The sequence below is a fragment of the Lysinibacillus sp. UGB7 genome, from assembly GCF_049058285.1.
Taxonomy (GTDB): Bacteria; Bacillota; Bacilli; order Bacillales_A; family Planococcaceae; genus Lysinibacillus; species Lysinibacillus sphaericus_B.
In genome coordinates this window covers 169937-185358 of the sequence record NZ_JBMGUV010000005.1, presented here as the reverse complement: position 1 = coordinate 185358, position 15422 = coordinate 169937, and the positions used below count along the sequence as shown (strand labels likewise).

The following is a 15422-nucleotide window of genomic DNA, read 5'->3' as shown; positions in this document are numbered from 1 at the left end:
CTCCGTCATAAAAGAGAATCGTGGTTTCCTTTGCTATATTAAAATAGTTTCTTAACTTCTTCATACTCATCTGCTGTGAACACTTTTGATTTCGTGATAAAATGCATTTCTTCTACACTATCTAAAGAGAAACTTGCACCTCTACCTACCATCGCATCAATAATCAATTGCGTATGTTTGAAATACTCATATTGTGCCCTGTGAATGTAAAAAGGAACGTCACCTATTGTACCAAGATAGATATCGTTGTCTCCGAGCTTAAAATCCCCTTCTACATAACACAACGGTACAGAGCCTTCACAGCAGCCACCAGATTGATAAAACATGATAGCGCCATGTCTACTCTTAATAAGCTCAATTAATTTTAAAGCCTCTTTAGTGGCAATCACTTGTTCTACCATGTACTTATCCATCCTTTAAACTTAGAAGAAACCTTGCGCCTCTTCTTTATAGTTAACTAGTATACATTTGGTTTGTTGATAGTGATCAAGCATCATCGCATGATTTTCACGGCCGATACCTGAAAGTTTGAACCCACCAAATGCAGCACCAGCTGGATATTGGTGATACGTATTAGTCCATACACGACCAGCTTGGATAGCGCGACCAGCGCGGTATGCTGTGTCACCAGAACGTGACCAAACACCAGCACCTAAACCGTATTCTGTATCATTTGCGATTTCCATTGCTTCATCAAAATCTTTAAATGTCGTTACACCAAGTACTGGACCAAAAATTTCTTCTTGGAAAATGCGCATTTTATTATGACCTTTGAATACTGTTGGTTTAATGTAGTTACCACCAGCAAGGTCACCGTCAAGAACATTTTCTTCCCCACCGATTAAACATTCAGCGCCTTCTTCCTTACCTAGTTGTAAATAAGAAAGGATTTTTTGTTTTTGTTGCTCTGACGCTTGAGCCCCCATCATCACTTCTGTATCCAGAGGGTTACCGATTTTAATAGCTTTTACGCGTTCTAAAGCACGTTCGATGAATTGATCGTAAATGGATTCGTGAATAAGAGCACGAGAAGGACAAGTACAAATTTCGCCTGAGTTTAAAGCGAACATCACGAAGCCTTCAATTGCTTTATTTAAATATTCATCATCAGCAGCCATCACATCTTCAAAAAATACGTTTGGTGATTTACCACCAAGTTCTAATGTTACTGGAATAATGTTTTCAGTTGCGTATTGCATAATTTGACGACCAACAGCAGTAGAACCAGTGAAGGCAATTTTAGCGATACGCTTATTTGTTGCAAGTGGTTTACCCACTTCAACACCGAAACCGTTCACGATATTTAGTACACCTTTTGGTAAAACATCTTGGATTGTTTCGATTAAAACTAATAATGAAACTGGTGTTTGCTCAGCAGGTTTCATGACGATACAGTTACCTGCCGCAAGTGCTGGCGCGATTTTCCAAGCCGCCATTAATATTGGGAAATTCCAAGGAATGATTTGACCAACTACACCTAGTGGCTCTTGGAAGTGATAAGCGACTGTGTCGTTATCTAATTGAGTTGTATGTCCTTCTTGCGCACGGATAGCACCTGCGAAATAACGGAAGTGGTCAGCTGCAAGAGGAATATCAGCATTTAATGTTTCACGCACGGCTTTACCGTTGTCCCAAGTTTCTGCGACAGCAATCATTTCTAAGTTCTCTTCAATGCGATCAGCAATTTTATTTAAAATAGCTGCACGTTCTGTTGCAGAAGTTTTCCCCCATGCATCTTTCGCCGCATGTGCCGCATCAAGTGCTAACTCAATATCTTCAACAGTTGAACGAGCTGCTTTTGTGAATACTTGACCTGTTACAGGTGTTTTATTCTCGAAATATTGACCTTTTACAGGAGCGACCCATTCGCCACCGATAAAGTTATCATATTTCTCTTTGAAATTTACAACTGCTCCTGGAGTATTAGGATTTGCATAAATCATAGTTTAAATCTCCCAACATTATAAATTATGAAACCGCATACAATATAAATCGAAGCGACAAGCGACTCGATTTATATGAATCAACTTTCATGTGTCCTATATTGCTACATTAATATAATTAATTCAAGTATTTGAACTTAAAAAAACTAACTTTATCGAATTACATAATTATCTTAATATATAGAAACCACAGATTCATCCAGAGAAAAAATTATCATTTGATGGATAATAGGGCATTCAATTTCCCTTTGTGACCTTTTTTAACTATACTTAAAAGGGAAACGATCGTGAAAGGAGTGTTAAGATGCAGGAAATACAGGTAGAGACGTTGCAGGAATTATTGAATTCTTTCGCCAATAAAGACGTTTACATTCATCTTGAGACGACAAACGGTTCTTATGCAGCACACTATGACGAAAAATTTTTTAATGCTGGTGCTTTTATTCGCAATGCAAAAATCAATTATGAACTAGCGAAAGTGGTGGATGATTCACCGCATCGTGTTGGTTTAAAAATGGCGCATGGATGGGTTTACGCCCAAGGCATCACACATTATGAATTAGATGATTTAGGCCGTTTGTTAATGGCTGGACTAGACTACTCTGGCAAATTGGCGATTGCACTTGAAATTAGCGAAACGCCATTTACTTATTAAGGGGGACGACTATTTGAATTTACAACCACAGCGTCATATTTTAATTGTTTACCCTCACCCTGATGATGAGGCTTTCTCAGTTGCTGGAACAATAGCTTATTATACAAAGAAAATGAATACGCCTGTTACATATGCCTGTTTAACATTAGGTGAGATGGGTCGTAATTTAGGTAATCCACCATTTGCAACGCGCGAATCATTGCCAGAAATTCGTCGCAAGGAGCTTGTAGCTGCTGCAGAGGCGATGGGTATTCAAGACTTGCGCATGCTTGGCCTCCGAGACAAAACAATCGAGTTTGAAGATGACGAAAAAATGGTGAAACTTGTTGAGGGCTTGATTGAAGAATTAATGCCCTCACTTATTTTCACTTTCCTCCCTGGCTTTGCGGTACATCCAGATCACGAAGCAACTGCACGTGCTGTAGTGGAAGCCGTTCGTCGCATGCCAACAGCAGCGCGTCCACAAATTTTAGGCTGTGCCTTTGCCAATGATACAATCGAAAAAAATGGTGAACCACATATTCAATTAGATATAAGTGAAATGAAGATGGATAAATTAAAAGCGTTACAAGCTCATGCCTCTCAAACAGGTTGGATGATGCAAGAAACAGAAAAACGCATTGATGACGGCGAGCCAATGAGCGAAAGCTGGCTCAATGTTGAAAGGTTCTATATTATTAACCCCGATCAATATGTAAAATAAAAAACGGTTTTGTCCTCTTTAGTAAATGAGGACAGAACCGCTTTTCAATTTAGGCCACTTTTAATTTATTGACCACATGCACAATCATTGTCATCACGAACGCGATGAGCAATACGACAAAAAACATATAATGCGGAATGTGCACGCCAAATACGGTAACGAGCATTTTGAGTGCAATAATACCAATAATGATAAATGCCGTTGACTCTAGTTCAGGTATTTTTTCAATGATGATTAAAAATGCACCTGCAATTGTGCGCATCATTAAAATGCCTAGCATTCCTCCAACTAATAATACCCACACTTGATCGGATATCGCGAAGGCAGCAAAAATAGAATCGATTGAAAATGCAATATCCATGAGTTCTACAGAAATAACAGTCGCCCAGAAAACGCCAAACAACCGAACCATTATCCCCGACTTTTTTACTTCCTTTAAACTATCCTCTTCCCCTATTTTTAAGAAATGGGCAATACAAATCCAACCTAAATACATTGCCCCTAACACTTTGATATACCAAAACTCTACAAGATAAACGCCTATTCCAATAAATAAGAAACGGAAAAAATATGCTCCTAGCATTCCATACATTAATGCTCTTTTCCGTTGCTTATTTGGTAAATGTTTAACAAGTACCGCTAGTACGAGCGCATTATCAGCTGATAGCAATCCCTCAATTATCACTAGTGATGATATTAATCCCCACGACACAGGATCAGCTAAAACTTCCCGCCACATCTCCCAATCGAAAAATTGCATATATGTAGATAGAATTCCATGAATGATTTCCAATACCTTACCCCCTACTTGCGCTAAGCTAGTCTAATATATGCTTAGCGTTCTTCTTTATGATCGTTAGGTATTTTCTGCGCAACTTGCATCGTAATGATAGTTCAATAAAACTCGATAAACAATCAATTATTCTCGAACACAATAAATTATTCTACAATACACGTTTATTGAATTTACTGTGTCCTCAAAATAGACACCGAAAATTTAGAATTTACTAAAAATTAATAACAAAAACCTGATAAAATATGCTATCATAAATGAATGTTTTATACGTAAAACGGAGGATGAATGCTATGGAAGTTGCTGAAACTAAAACTGTGCAAGTTGAGAATATCTTAATTGCACATCATTTTTTAAAAGATGTAGTTGTGCATACGCCACTACAAAAAAACGATTATTTATCAGAGAAGTATGGTGCTAGTATTTATTTTAAGCGCGAGGATTTGCAGCATGTACGCTCATTTAAACTTCGCGGTGCCTACTATAAAATCAAAAAAATTGAAGAAGAGGCACGTATTGCGGGAGTCGTCTGTGCAAGCGCAGGTAATCATGCACAAGGTGTTGCTTATGCCTGTGCTCAACTGAAAATTCAGGCGAGTATTTTTATGCCTCAAACAACACCAAAACAAAAAATCGACCAAGTGCGTATGTTTGGTCGTGAATACGTAGAAATTATGCTAGCTGGTGATACATTTGATGATTCTGCCGAGAGTGCATTCGCTTACTGTGAGGAGCAAGAAAAAATCTTTATTCACCCATTTGATGATTTTGATGTTATTGCAGGCCAAGGAACTGTTGCCGTTGAAATCATGAATGACATGGAGGAGCCAATCGACTATGTATTCGGTAGCATCGGCGGTGGAGGTTTAATGTCAGGTGTCTCTGCCTATGTGAAAAACCTATCTCCAAATAGTAAAATTATTGGTGTTGAACCTGCTGGTGCAGGTAGTATGAAAGCGGCGTTTGCAGACGGTGGTGCTGTGGCACTTGACTGGATCGACAAATTCGTCGATGGTGCTGCAGTAAAATGTGTCGGCAACCACACATATGATGTTTGTCGCCGTTATTTAGACGACATCGTGTTGGTTCCTGAAGGAAAAGTATGTACAACTATATTAGATTTATATAATAAACATGCCATTATCGCAGAGCCTGCTGGTGCTTTATCAGTAGCTGCACTTGATAACTATAAAGAAGTAATTAAAGGGAAATCAGTCGTTGTCATCATCAGTGGTGGCAACAATGATATCGGTCGTATGCAAGAGATTAAAGAGAAATCTCTAATTCATGAAGGCTTACTATACTACTTCATTGTAAGCTTCCCTCAACGAGCTGGTGCTCTTCGCCAATTTCTAACAAGTGTCCTAGGGCCAAATGATGATATTACTACTTTTGAATATACGAAGAAAAACAACAAGGAAAGTGGGCCTGCACTAGTTGGTATTGAGCTCGGCAACCGAAACGACTATGAAGGACTACTTGCACGCATGAAAGAGTTTGGCTTCAACTATAAAGAAGTTAATAATGACCTTCAATTGTTTGGCTTGTTAGTATAACTATTTCGTCACACTTGCTTGTATGCGAGTGTGATTTTTTGTGGATTTCAACATTTCTTTATTTATCCCAACAAACTTCGATTTTATCGATAACTTTTGCCTGTTTATCGCCCAACTTCTCAAAAATATCGACAAAAACGCCCATACCGAGGTATGGGCGTTGAAATTATCCTAGCAGTGCGCGGTCAGAGTTCATCTTCTCTCCACGTATGCGTTCGAATTCTGCCATTAAATCTGGAATTGTAAGTTCATGCTTGCGGTCCTCACCAACTTCTAAAATAATTTGACCTTTATCCATCATAATGAGGCGATTTCCTAAGTCTAACGCTTGTTGCATGTTGTGCGTTACCATTAACGTCGTTAAGTTATCTTTTTCAACTAGATGTTTTGTAATGCGTGTAATTAGCTCCGCACGTGACGGGTCAAGGGCAGCTGTATGTTCATCTAGCAACAAGATCGATGGCTTCGTGAATGTTGCCATTAAAAGAGACAGCGCTTGACGTTCACCACCTGAAAGCAAGCCAACCTTCGCTGATAAGCGATTTTCTAGATTTAAGCCAAGCATGCCTAATGATTCCTTAAAAAATTCACGCCGTTTTTTATCAACGCCAACACGTATGCCCCGGCTTTTATTGCGAGAGTAAGCTAGTGCCAAATTTTCTTCAATGGTCATTGTCGGCGCAGTGCCTGCCATCGGGTCTTGGAATACACGACCAATATAGTGTGAACGTTTATATTCTGGTAACCCCGTTACATTAGTACTGTCAATTCGTACTGTACCGAAGTCGGGTGTTAATGCTCCAGAAATCATATTCATCATTGTTGATTTTCCAGCGCCATTACTACCAATGATTGTCACGAAATCACCTGGCTTTAAATGCAGATCGATATCAGCAAGTGCGACTTTTTCATCTGGTGTGCCTTCATTAAAAATTTTGTTAATACCATCCAATTTAAGCAAGACCTTTTCCCCCTTGCTCAGCCGTTTTTACTTGTGCACGTTCTACAGCACGCTTTGCTTTACGTTTTCGCTCTTTGTTTTTATCCACAAACTGCGGCACGATCAGCGCTAAAATAACAATAATTGCTGTAATTAATTTCATATCCCCTGAATCTAGGAAATCTACACGTAATGCTAACGCTAAAATAATACGGTAAATAATAGCACCCGCAATAACAGCCAAAGTCGTACGCATAATTGTTTTTGTTCCGAAAATCGCTTCTCCGATAATAACCGAGGCAAGACCAATAACAATCATCCCTATCCCCATACTGACATCAGAGAACTTTGAATACTGTGCGATTAAAGCTCCAGAAAATGCGACAAGTGCATTGGAAAGACCTAGCCCAAGAATAATAAGTGTATCTGTATTCGCAGAGAAACTACGAATCATACGTTTATTATCACCAGTTGCTCGGATAGCCAGCCCGACTTCTGTTTTTAAGAACCAGTCTGCAATAATTTTAATTAAAATCGTGATGAATAATACTACAATCAGTGTACTCCATGTTGACGGTACTTGCTGAATGCCGATGCCTTTTAATACGTTATTTAATGCAGCATCGATACCTAAATTACTCCAAAATACTTGGAACTTTGAAAACAATGTTTCTGAGTTCAGTAGTGGAATATTCGGACGACCTATCGTATTTTCTGCAGTTAACCCCATGATACGTAGGTTAATAGAATATAAAGCTATCATCATTAAAATCCCTGCTAAAAGTGGGTTAATCTTCCCTTTTGTGTGAAGAATTCCTGTCATACATCCAGCAATAAATCCAGCAACAATTGCCACTAAAGTCGCTAAGATTGGGTGATAGCCTAGCAGAATCATTGTCGCTGCTGTAGCCGCCCCTGTTACAAAGCTTCCATCAACCGTTAAATCCGGAAAATCTAACACACGGAATGTTAAATACACACCAAGTGCCATAATTGCATAGATGATTCCTTGCTCCACTGAGCCAAATATTGCTGTAAACATAATCGAATCATCTCCTAAAATTATCGTAAAAAATGAAGATAAAGCGGGGACAAGCCTCCCCCGCTTCACCTAAATATGATGCCACTTTGAGCATTATTTTTCTAAAAGCTCAGCACCCCAAGAATCTTTAATCTCAATACCTAAAGCATCAGCAACTTTTTTGTTCACTAATAATTTTAAGTTTTGTGGATATTGAGCTGGTGTTTCAGCTGGTGTTGCTTCACCTTTTAAAATTTTCACTGCCATTTGGCCAGCTTCATAGCCAATATCAAAGTACTCAAAGCCGTATGCAGCTAAACCGCCACGTGCTACAGAGTCAAGTTCACCCACGATAAGTGGTAATTTATTTGCTGCTGCTACATCAATCACTGACTCAAGGGCAGATACGACCGTATTATCAGTAATAATATAGAATGCATCTACTTTTCCAATTAGTGATTCCGCCGCTTGTTTGACATCAGCTGAAGTGGCTGCTGAAGCATCTTTTACAGTTAAGCCCTGCTCGCCCATTATCTTTTTCACTTCAGTTACCTGTGCTACTGAGTTTTGCTCACCAGCGTTGTAGACCATACCAACGTTTTTAGCACCTAAATCTTTTAATAAGGCCACCGTTTTGGTAATTGTATCAGGGTGTAAATCGATCGTTCCTGTTACGTTTTTACCTGGTGCTTCCATTGACGCAATTAATTGTGCGCCAACTGCGTCTGTTACGGAAGTAAAGATGACTGGAATATCGCTAGTTGCAGTAGCTGCTGCCTGTGCAGATGGTGTAGAGTTGGCAAAGATTAAATCGACATTTGCACTTACTAGGTTATTTGCGATTGTTGTGTTTAAGCTGTTATCGCCTTGAGCAATCTGCGAATCATATTCTACCTTTAAGCCCGAATCTTCAATGGCTTTTTTGAAGCCTTCAGTCGCTGCATTTAACGATGGATGCTCAACGATTTGAGTAATCCCGATTTTATATGTTTTTTCATCTGCAGAGCCGCTTTCACTTGCATTGTTCTTCTCGTCACCCTTTGATTCAGTTGAACTTGAACCACCGCTACCACATGCAGCAAGCATTAATACTAACCCAAATAATAGGAACGAAAGCTTTTTCATATTGCGCTTCACAAATAATCCCCCCGACTATTATCTCTATTATCTATCACACTTCACTCAAACAAAGTGTGAACGTATCGCTATATTATCGTTATTATTGATGTTCGTCAACAACATTATGAATGTTCTGACTTTTATATTTAACGAAATATTTTACTTCTTCATTTAATTTGCCGCTTTAAACCGCTAAACTACGCCATTTTAATGAAAGTAATAATTTTAGCATCCATTCAAATTATTTTATGACAATTTTGCGAAGTAAAATTTTGGACTTTACTTTTTATAAATGACTTTTATTATTTTGACATTTGACTTCCTTGTTAGTTTTATACTAAAATATTTATCTGTGTAAAAGCACCGTGGTTCGTAACCATCCCACGAAAAAAAACTAAGGAGAAATGAATAGATGAAAGTAAAATTTTTAGCAGCAAGTGGTATTATTGCAGCATTGTATATTGCTGTCACTTTGCTTGTTGCACCATTCGGGTTTACAGAAGTGCAATTCCGAGTATCGGAAATGTTTAATCATTTAGTTGCCTTTAATCCACGTTTTGCCGTAGGAATTATTATTGGCGTATTTATCTCAAATATATTTTCACCTCTTGGCATTTACGATTTAGTTTTCGGCGTTGGACATTCGATGATTACGCTAGGTCTGTTCATACTTATATGTAAATTTGTAAAAAATATTTGGGCACGCTTATTCGTCAACACATTATTATTTACATGCACAATGTTCATAATCGCCTTTGAATTGAACTTAGCCTTAGAATTGCCATTTTTCTGGACATGGCTAACAGTTGCTGTAGGTGAATTTGTTGTACTAGCAGTCGGTGCACCAATCATGTATATACTGAACAAACGTTTAAACTTCAAAGATTGGATATAACTTAATCCAGTAATCTATATAAAGAGACGAGTCTTCTTCAAGATTCGTCTTTTTTTATTGTAGGAATTTATGAAATTAAGTGACACAATTTTTCTTTTCTTGACAGCTAATTGGACATGGCAAAGACAAAAAAGGTAGAAAATAGTTGCTCGTAGCGTACTACCGTCGTTAATAGGGGCTATTTGTACTTGCGCTATATATTCCCTACACTTTCTTTTTCATGGAGATAAATTGTATTTTTTATAAAAAAAGACTCATCCCCAAAACTTGTGGTTGATTTCCGTTCCGACTGAACGCTTTCCTGGGGGCGTCCGATGAGCCGCTGATCCCTAAGGAGACGTCCAGCCGCCACTCCAATCAACTTATCTACTGGGCATAAGTTATAACAAATGTCACCTTCGACTTTTGGTGATGAACAAAAAAAAAGACTCTATTGTATCCACATGGGAATAGAGTCGTGTTCAATCTTTTATTAGGATATCGCCTTTTTTTGAAGCTTAATTTTTAATTTCTCCAGCATATCTGCTGTCATTCTTGCTAAATCATACTCCGTCTTAAAGCCCCATTCATTTTGGGCAGCTTCAATATTTATAGAGTTTGGCCAACTGTCAGCAATTGCTTGGCGCACTGGATCAACCATATAATCCATACGGAAATGTGGCAGATGCTTTTTAATTTCAGCTGCAATTTGAGATGGCTCAAAGCTCATAGCAGTTATATTAAAGGCATTGCGATGAATTAATTTCTTACCATCTGCCTCCATTAAATCTACAATAGCCTGTAATGCATCTGGCATATACATCATATCCATGTACGTACCCTCTTGAATGTAAGATGTGTACTTACCTTGCGCAATGGCTTCATAGAAAATCTCTACCGCATAGTCTGTTGTACCACCACCTGGAGGGGTCACATAAGAAATCAGCCCTGGGAAGCGCACACCTCTTGTGTCTACCCCAAAACGATCAAAATAATAGTCACATAATAATTCACCAGCTACTTTGTTTACCCCATACATAGTAGTTGGTCGCTGTAATGTATCCTGTGGTGTATTATCCTTTGGCGTTGAAGGACCAAATGCACCAATTGAACTAGGAGTAAAAAATTGTAAGTTTAATTCACGCGATACTTCTAAGGCATTCATTAAACCACCCATGTTTAAATTCCATGCGAACAAAGGATTTTTTTCGGCAGTTGCGGATAATAATGCTGCTAAATGCATCATCGTATCTGCTCCAAAATCTTTAGCTAAATCGTGCATTCTTTGTCCATCCGTCACGTCCAGTACTTCGAACGGACCCTTTGTATGTTCAAGCTTCCGAATATCAGTAGCTAGCACGTTGTCCTCTCCATAAATACCACGAAGTTTTTCAACTAGTTCAGAACCGATTTGACCAAGGGCTCCTGTTACCATAATCTTTTCCATTTCTCCAAACCTCCACCTGTGAACAATTGTACTCTTGGAAAGCACAATATTATACATATAAACATTGATTTAATAACATTTTAACTGATTTTTATTATAAAGTGTTCATAATAAAAACACAATACCAATGTTCATAACTTTTAAAACTTTAACGAAAAAACCCTTATTATTAGTATATGGATTCAAATAAAAAACGTTCAGCAACAAGTTGATAAATACAATTGTTTACTCCAAAAACACAAAAACGTTATTATTGCATAAAAAAGGGAACTTTCTTTATGTTCTATAACGTAAAGAAAGTTCCCTTATATTCTCGATCCATTTATTACCTAACTTTTATTATATTAAAAAACGTTTTACGGCAATTTGTAATACCTTAGATACTTTTCGTAATTCTTTTATATAGTTATGAAATTGTTGCTGTGCTGCTAATTGATCTGTCGTTAGTTTCGCAACATGTTTGGTAGAGGTGGCATTTGTGTCTGAAAGTGAGGTTAACATGACCGCATCCTCATTAACCTTTTTCGTATGATCCGCTATTGCTTGAACCGTAGCTGATACCTCCACTATATAAGGTTTTATAGTATGTACTTTTTCTAAAATATGATCAAAGCTGGTTGCTGTTTGTCCTGTTACATTCACACCTTTTTCAGTCGCTGTTAATACACCCTCCATCATTTGTACAGCATAGTTAGAATCTACGTGAATATTTTGTACAATGGACGTAATCGTTTGCGTTGAATGCACTGTTTGTTCTGCGAGTTTGCGTACCTCGTTAGCAACGATTGCAAAGCCCTTGCCATGCTCTCCCGCTCTAGCAGCTTCAATGGAGGCATTCAGTGCTAGCAGGTTCGTTTGTGCCGTGATTTTCTCTATCACTTCCACCATATGATCAATGGTTGCCGCCCGCTCAACAAGGGTAAAAATGGCTGTATTCGATTTTTCCACTGCATGTTTAATAGCCTGTATTTGTGCTAAATTCGCTTGGACTATTTCCGTTCCGCTTTCTGCATCTCGCGCGGTCTCATGGGCAAAACTCTCCACAAGTTGTATTTTCTCTAAAATGACCTGTACACCATTTAGCACCTCTTCCAGAGAGGCTGTATTGGAGGCTAATTTTAAAGTTGAGGCACTTGTAGCATCAGAAATCGTTTGCACATCCTTTGCAATTTTGAGCGTAGTTGTTGAAGATTGTTCCGACGATAACTGCAACATCTCTGTCATTCCTTCAACCTCTTGTGCACTCTGTGTTACCGTATGAAGTAATTGCTTCACCTCAGTAGCCATCTGATTGTAGGACAACACAACTTCCCCGAGCTCATCATGTGCCACATAGCTTGCATTTGCCGTGAAATCCCCCTGCTCAGCACGTTTTAATAATGACTTTAACTGACGCGTTGGCACATTAACCGCCTTTGTAGCTATAAAACCGATGAAAATTACTAAAAGCACTACGAATAGGCATACGCCGCCGAGTAACCAATAACCAAATTTCATATCTTTTTGGTAGGCTTGCTGCTGTTCCTCTGCTCTCTGCACTAAATAACTTTGTGTTTCTTCTAATAGTGTATGGCTTTCTTGGCTAACTGACAAAAATGTCTGCTCATAAAATTGTTCCCGTTCATCGCTATCTAACTGCTGATAGTTTTCGATCATTTCCACTTGCTGTGCTAGTAATGCTTTATACTTTTTCACTTGGTGATTCATCTTTTTATCGATATCTATATTCTCCAATTGACCTATAGGCTGTTCAATTTTTTTAAAGATTGCAGCCAACTCTTGATTAGTACCATTAGAACTAACTAAAAAATCTAATTGTCTCTGTGCCTCCTCTAAGCCGTTCAACCATCCAATAGGTACAAGTCCCTGCGAATAACTTTCACTCGCATGCCATGACATTTTTCGCAAGTAATCTACACTAAATACTCCTAGAAGCACATTTGATAGTACACAAACAATCATTAGAACCAGTAGTTTATCCTTTACCTTAATGTAACGAAAAAATTGCATCATCTTTGGCTCCTTCTCCAACTCTTACCAATAATCATAGTATGAAGATATAAAGCCAGTGTTATGTTTTTGTAAAAATTACTCGAAGAATTTTGCTATCTTCTTAACAAGCAACCTTCCACACATTTCCAGCGTTTTGTATGTATATACACATTTTTACACAGAAGGGGGTGTTTGCATGATGCAACTTAAGAAATTGGATGGGAGTTTAGTTGTTAGTCTATTGTTGCTCGGTGTAATTAGTTGTCTCTTTGTACATTCTGGAAGTGTAGTATTCGAACAATACACAAGTTCTTTCATTATAAAACAAAGTATCTTTTACCTTATCGGTTTTTCAATGATGATTGGTGTGGCTACACTTGATGTTGAACAATTAAAGAAAATCGGTTGGCCATTTTACGGATTAATGGTTTTGTTGACAGTTGGGTTAATTGTGGCACCAGAGAGTATTGCACGTACAGTGAATGAAGCTAAGTCTTGGTATCAGATTCCACTTTTAGGTTCTCTGCAGCCATCAGAATTTTTGAAATTTGCTTTTTTAATAGTTGTCGGTAAGGTCATTGTGGCTCATCAGGAAAAGTATGTACGTCCTTCTTATTTAACAGATTTAGGTCTACTACTTAAAATTGCACTTATTGTTATTCCACCGACACTTGTTGTTTATAAGCAACCAGATACAGGCATGGTTATGTTATATATGGCGATGATTTTACCGATGATTTTCTTTTCTGGCATACAAACAAAATTACTGGTAGCCTTTACGACTATCCCATTGGTCATTGTCAGTACCGTAGTTATTCTTTATGTAAAATTTAATGATTTTTTTACAGAAAAACTACTAGGAAAATTATCTGGACATCAGGTATCTCGTATTTATGGTTGGCTGCAACCTTATGAATATCCCGACTCCTCTTTTCAAGTACGACAAGGATTTTTGGCAATTGGATCAGGAGAAACTACTGGGAAGGGGTACTTAAACAACAATGTCTACGTTCCAGAAAAGCATACGGATTTCATTTTTTCTGCTATTGCTGAGGAATTAGGCTTTGCAGGTGGTGCCTTTGTAATCGCATTGTTATTTTTTGTAATTTATCGTATTGTACTTATCACCGTCCAAGCCAGAGATCCATTTATGACATTAATGGGGGCTGGTATTTCCAGTTTATTAGCATTCCAAATTACACAAAATATTGGTATGACACTCGGACTTTTGCCAGTAACAGGTGTAACACTGCCATTTTTAAGTTATGGAGGTAGCTCTCTTCTATCAAACTTTATGTTAATGGGCATTGTAATGGTGATACATAAATCCTATAACGGTTACATGTTTACTTATAGGAAATAGGAGGAAAATATGGACAGTACTTTAAAAAAGCGCATTTTATTATTACTACTATTAACTGGAGTAGTTTTGCTTATACTGATACTTCGTCTAGCCTTTCTTATGCTGTAATTACCTGTACATTTCCCCTATTAAAAGAAAAAGCTGCCCTTAAACCGTTTTTTGGCTTTAAGAGGCAGCTTTCTATGGTGAACCTTCTTTAATTTCATTTCATGACAACGCCACTATATAATCCAGGTCTACGGTCATCATAAACAGGAATTCTACCTCGTACTTCATCGACGATTGAGAAGTCTACATCAATAACAGCCACTTCTTCGTCCTCTGCACCAACCCACAGTACCTCTCCCCACGGCTGAATAATCATGGATTGTCCATTGAAGTTTTCTACCTTTTTCGCTATACGATTGACCGCAATGACGAAGCATTGATTTTCGATGGCACGTGCTTGTAATAGCGTTTTCCAGTGATCGATGCGTGGCGTTGGCCATTGTGCTGGTACAAATAAGACCTTCGCGCCATCTAATGCATGGGCACGTAACCATTCTGGGAAGCGGATATCATAACAAATTACACCTGCTGCCTCAATATCACCAAGTGCGAAGCGATTCATTTCGTCTCCTGCTTCTAAATATAAATGCTCGTCCATTAAGCGGAATAGATGAGCCTTGTTATATTCTCCGACCTGCACCCCATTGTTATCGAACGTATACATTGTGTTGTAAAACTTATCGCCCTTCTTCGTTGATACTGAGCCTCCAACAATATGTACACCTAGCTCTTTCGCTAAATTTTGTAAAAATAATTTTGTACGCTCGCCATCGACGTCCGCAAGCTCTGGTAATTTTTCAAGCGCATAACCTGTATTCCACATCTCTGGTAGTACAATCATCTCTGCACCAAGGCTTGCGACCTCACGAATCTTTTCCTCTGCTCGAGCAAAATTTTCTTCTACTTTGCCAAAACCTACGTTTAATTGAATACAACCGATTTTCATTTTTCATTCCCCCTCTAGACAA

General features: G+C 38.3%; 14 protein-coding genes and 1 riboswitch. Of the genes, 5 read left to right on the top strand and 9 right to left on the bottom strand.

The window, feature by feature from the left end; all coding sequences use genetic code 11:
* Positions 1-38: 38 nt before the first annotated feature.
* Complete coding sequence (locus ACOMCU_RS07100; RefSeq protein WP_421049765.1) at positions 39-401, bottom strand: DUF779 domain-containing protein; 363 nt, start codon at positions 399-401, stop codon at positions 39-41.
* A 21-nt stretch (positions 402-422) separates the two neighbouring features.
* Positions 423-1943, bottom strand: coding sequence for an aldehyde dehydrogenase family protein (locus ACOMCU_RS07095; RefSeq protein WP_010857896.1), 1521 nt, complete (start codon positions 1941-1943; stop codon positions 423-425).
* Between the two features lie 304 nt (positions 1944-2247).
* Between ACOMCU_RS07095 and ACOMCU_RS07090 the strand changes: the two genes are divergently transcribed.
* Entirely contained in the window at positions 2248-2598 is a 351-nt protein-coding gene (locus ACOMCU_RS07090) for a YojF family protein (RefSeq protein WP_143997162.1), read from the top strand.
* Positions 2599-2611: 13 nt separating this feature from the next.
* Positions 2612-3301 carry a bacillithiol biosynthesis deacetylase BshB2 gene (bshB2, locus tag ACOMCU_RS07085; protein ID WP_010857894.1) on the top strand — a complete coding sequence of 230 codons (690 nt, stop codon included), beginning with the start codon at positions 2612-2614 and terminating at the stop codon, positions 3299-3301.
* A 49-nt stretch (positions 3302-3350) separates the two neighbouring features.
* Here bshB2 and ACOMCU_RS07080 read toward each other — a convergent pair whose 3' ends face one another.
* Entirely contained in the window at positions 3351-4094 is a 744-nt protein-coding gene (locus ACOMCU_RS07080; protein WP_010857893.1) for a TerC family protein, read from the bottom strand.
* A gap of 293 nt (positions 4095-4387) precedes the next feature.
* Here ACOMCU_RS07080 and ilvA point away from each other — a divergent pair, with 293 nt between their 5' ends.
* Complete coding sequence (gene ilvA, locus ACOMCU_RS07075; protein WP_010857892.1) at positions 4388-5650, top strand: threonine ammonia-lyase IlvA; 1263 nt, start codon at positions 4388-4390, stop codon at positions 5648-5650.
* Between the two features lie 166 nt (positions 5651-5816).
* Here the strand turns inward: ilvA and ACOMCU_RS07070 are convergent, their stop codons facing one another.
* From ACOMCU_RS07070 to ACOMCU_RS07060, 3 genes are all read right to left on the bottom strand, one after another.
* A complete protein-coding gene (locus ACOMCU_RS07070; protein WP_421049764.1) occupies positions 5817-6611 on the bottom strand; it encodes an ABC transporter ATP-binding protein in 795 nt (264 codons plus the stop codon).
* Positions 6604-7632, bottom strand: a complete 1029-nt coding sequence (locus ACOMCU_RS07065; protein ID WP_421049763.1) for an ABC transporter permease — start codon at positions 7630-7632, stop codon at positions 6604-6606. The genes ACOMCU_RS07070 and ACOMCU_RS07065 overlap by 8 nt, the downstream gene beginning before the upstream one ends.
* A 93-nt stretch (positions 7633-7725) precedes the next feature.
* Complete coding sequence (locus tag ACOMCU_RS07060) at positions 7726-8748, bottom strand: ABC transporter substrate-binding protein (protein WP_421049762.1); 1023 nt, start codon at positions 8746-8748, stop codon at positions 7726-7728.
* A gap of 341 nt (positions 8749-9089) precedes the next feature.
* Positions 9090-9134: riboswitch (PreQ1 riboswitch) on the top strand.
* An 8-nt stretch (positions 9135-9142) separates the two neighbouring features.
* On the opposite strand from ACOMCU_RS07060, the gene ACOMCU_RS07055 reads away from it, so the two are divergent.
* Complete coding sequence (locus ACOMCU_RS07055; protein ID WP_010857887.1) at positions 9143-9625, top strand: QueT transporter family protein; 483 nt, start codon at positions 9143-9145, stop codon at positions 9623-9625.
* Between the two features lie 472 nt (positions 9626-10097).
* On the opposite strand, the gene ACOMCU_RS07050 is transcribed toward ACOMCU_RS07055, so the two are convergent.
* Together ACOMCU_RS07050 and ACOMCU_RS07045 are read right to left on the bottom strand one after the other, a co-directional pair.
* Positions 10098-11051 (bottom strand): L-threonine 3-dehydrogenase, encoded by a 954-nt coding sequence (locus ACOMCU_RS07050; RefSeq protein WP_421049761.1) that lies wholly within the window; start codon positions 11049-11051, stop codon positions 10098-10100.
* A gap of 339 nt (positions 11052-11390) precedes the next feature.
* A complete protein-coding gene (locus ACOMCU_RS07045; RefSeq protein WP_421049760.1) occupies positions 11391-13064 on the bottom strand; it encodes a methyl-accepting chemotaxis protein in 1674 nt (557 codons plus the stop codon).
* A 175-nt stretch (positions 13065-13239) separates the two neighbouring features.
* Here ACOMCU_RS07045 and ACOMCU_RS07040 point away from each other — a divergent pair, with 175 nt between their 5' ends.
* Positions 13240-14406 (top strand): FtsW/RodA/SpoVE family cell cycle protein, encoded by a 1167-nt coding sequence (locus tag ACOMCU_RS07040; RefSeq protein WP_421049759.1) that lies wholly within the window; start codon positions 13240-13242, stop codon positions 14404-14406.
* A gap of 202 nt (positions 14407-14608) precedes the next feature.
* On the opposite strand, the gene ACOMCU_RS07035 is transcribed toward ACOMCU_RS07040, so the two are convergent.
* Positions 14609-15400, bottom strand: a complete 792-nt coding sequence (locus ACOMCU_RS07035; RefSeq protein WP_421049758.1) for a carbon-nitrogen family hydrolase — start codon at positions 15398-15400, stop codon at positions 14609-14611.
* Positions 15401-15422 lie beyond the last annotated feature (22 nt).

Bases quoted from the DNA above. Each gene is read 5' to 3' on its own strand.
- ACOMCU_RS07095 (WP_010857896.1), bottom strand. From the start codon at position 1,943: ATGATTTATGCAAATCCTAATACTCCAGGAGCAGTTGTAAATTTCAAA.
- ACOMCU_RS07035 (WP_421049758.1), bottom strand. From the start codon at position 15,400: ATGAAAATCGGTTGTATTCAATTAAACGTAGGTTTTGGCAAAGTAGAA.
- ACOMCU_RS07100 (WP_421049765.1), bottom strand. From the start codon at position 401: ATGGTAGAACAAGTGATTGCCACTAAAGAGGCTTTAAAATTAATTGAG.
- ACOMCU_RS07055 (WP_010857887.1), top strand. From the start codon at position 9,143: ATGAAAGTAAAATTTTTAGCAGCAAGTGGTATTATTGCAGCATTGTAT.
- ACOMCU_RS07065 (WP_421049763.1), bottom strand. From the start codon at position 7,632: ATGTTTACAGCAATATTTGGCTCAGTGGAGCAAGGAATCATCTATGCA.
- ilvA (WP_010857892.1), top strand. From the start codon at position 4,388: ATGGAAGTTGCTGAAACTAAAACTGTGCAAGTTGAGAATATCTTAATT.
- ACOMCU_RS07045 (WP_421049760.1), bottom strand. From the start codon at position 13,064: ATGATGCAATTTTTTCGTTACATTAAGGTAAAGGATAAACTACTGGTT.
- ACOMCU_RS07050 (WP_421049761.1), bottom strand. From the start codon at position 11,051: ATGGAAAAGATTATGGTAACAGGAGCCCTTGGTCAAATCGGTTCTGAA.
- ACOMCU_RS07040 (WP_421049759.1), top strand. From the start codon at position 13,240: ATGATGCAACTTAAGAAATTGGATGGGAGTTTAGTTGTTAGTCTATTG.
- ACOMCU_RS07090 (WP_143997162.1), top strand. From the start codon at position 2,248: ATGCAGGAAATACAGGTAGAGACGTTGCAGGAATTATTGAATTCTTTC.